The sequence below is a fragment of the Pontibacter sp. HJ8 genome (assembly GCF_054824225.1).
Map to the genome: position 1 here is coordinate 1 of NZ_JSYF01000654.1, position 1,745 is coordinate 1,745.

Consider the following 1,745-nt stretch of genomic DNA (forward strand, 5'->3'; position numbering starts at 1 on the left):
CACCTCATTTGAAAAGGTCTTATTCGATTGAAGTAAGGCCATGTCAGCAAACACTCCACTGTTTGCCAAGTCGGCACCACTCTCATCTTTGATCAGGATAGTCGCTTTAACACTGTAAACCGGGGTGGAGTATCGCAGGTAGAGATGTGCAATTGTCAAGGCCAGCGCCGCACCTAAAACAAAAAGGTACCAGTAGCGGAGATACCGCATGATGAGACCTTTTATATCCAGAGACTCATTATTATCTTCCTGAAAATCTAATTCGGACATGGTAGGTATAGGAAGGCGTTATACTACTTAAATAATTGGTAGAGCACGAAGGCAGAGGACACTAAACCGGCAGCAAAGCCCCAGTTACGACGAATAAAGCTGGTACCAGACACTTTGGCCTTATCCGGCTCCACATATACGATATCATTCTGCTGCAGGTAAAAGTAAGGAGAATATAATGTTTCCTTATTGTTGAGATTCAACCTTGCCATGGTTCGTTCACCATTCTGCTCCCGGATCACCAGTACGTTGTTCATCTTTCCGTAAATGGAAATACCTCCCGCCATAGCAAGGCCTTCAAGTAAATTTACCTCTTCATTATCAGCTGGCACTTCTACTACAGAAGGTCCGGTTTCGCCCATCATGGTAAAACGAAAGTTCTGCAGCCTTACTTTTACAATCGGATCCTGTACATATTCGCGAACTTTCAACAAGATCGTATCCCGAACTTGTTCCGTAGTCAGAGCATTCACTTGCATATTTCCCAAAACAGGAAAGTCAATGGTGCCACGAGTATCTACCAGGTAGCCTTCGTTTTGGTTGCCCTGCTGCCGCATCATTTGGCTGCCCCCTCCGCCGGCACCTTCCTCTACAATAATGCCCCGGTTAAAGAGCATGTTCGTTTCCGCATTTGGGGTAAGTACTTCTATGGTAAGCAGATCACCGGGTTTAATGGTAAGACGCTTGAGCTCTACCTGTTCCGTCAGTACAGGCTGTTGTTCCAGATCACTGAGATACACGATATTACGAGTACGAAGCGAGCTACAAGACGCGAAGACCAAAAGGCCCAAAAATAGTACAAGTCTAATTTTCATACGGGTGTAACAATCTGCTTTTGCATCAATTTTCAAAAGCCAGGTCAAGAGACAATCTGCCAGCTACACATAGCTGCTAGCTTGCAAAATTAAGTATAAAAGTTTTCAAAAACATTTATTTAATGTGTTAACTATTAAAAAGCATATCTAAACCTTTGCCTTGCTTTAATTTCATGGCTTGAACGTAAGAGGTAAGTGGTTATTGTCAAAAACTTAATCTACAGGATTCATTCAAGGGCATTCTACTATACTTGAAATCAGTAAATCGTTTCGTGGCATTCTTGCAACTAAACTAACGATAACTGGCATACGCAGTTCCCGCGAGTGCACGAGTGTCAATTGGTAAGTCATTGCAATAAAAAGAAGGTATAGTCACTGCCTGAGACTATCATGGGTCTGGAAGATGCCATGAGATCGTATGGAATTTGTAACTTGCGGGGCCTTTATCACTTACAGAAGGGAGCTAATACATGAAGACGGTAAATCCGAAAGAAACCAAAACTGCTGAAGTGCATGCCTTACTCTTGGGTGCCATTGCGCCACGGCCTATTGCTTTTGCCAGCACGATGGATGAGGAAGGAAATGTGAACCTCAGTCCTTTCAGCTTTTTCAATGTGTTCAGTGCCAAACCGCCTATTGTGGTCTTCTCTCCTGCCCGCC

Annotated in this window: 2 protein-coding genes and 1 pseudogene; 1 reads left to right on the forward strand and 2 read right to left on the reverse strand. The window is 43.8% G+C overall.

Going from position 1 to position 1,745, the window contains the following annotated elements; translation table 11 throughout:
* Together OB13_RS20620 and OB13_RS20625 are read right to left on the reverse strand one after the other, a co-directional pair.
* Window positions 1–270 (reverse strand): Wzz/FepE/Etk N-terminal domain-containing protein (locus tag OB13_RS20620; RefSeq protein ID WP_461492069.1); only part of this gene is annotated, 270 nt, incomplete at its 3' end.
* Window positions 271–293: 23 nt separating this feature from the next.
* Entirely contained in the window at window positions 294–1,010 is a 717-nt protein-coding gene (locus OB13_RS20625; protein WP_461492070.1) for a polysaccharide biosynthesis/export family protein, read from the reverse strand.
* A gap of 545 nt (window positions 1,011–1,555) precedes the next feature.
* Here OB13_RS20625 and OB13_RS20630 point away from each other — a divergent pair.
* Window positions 1,556–1,745 (forward strand): annotated as a pseudogene (locus tag OB13_RS20630) (flavin reductase family protein); the annotation flags it as partial.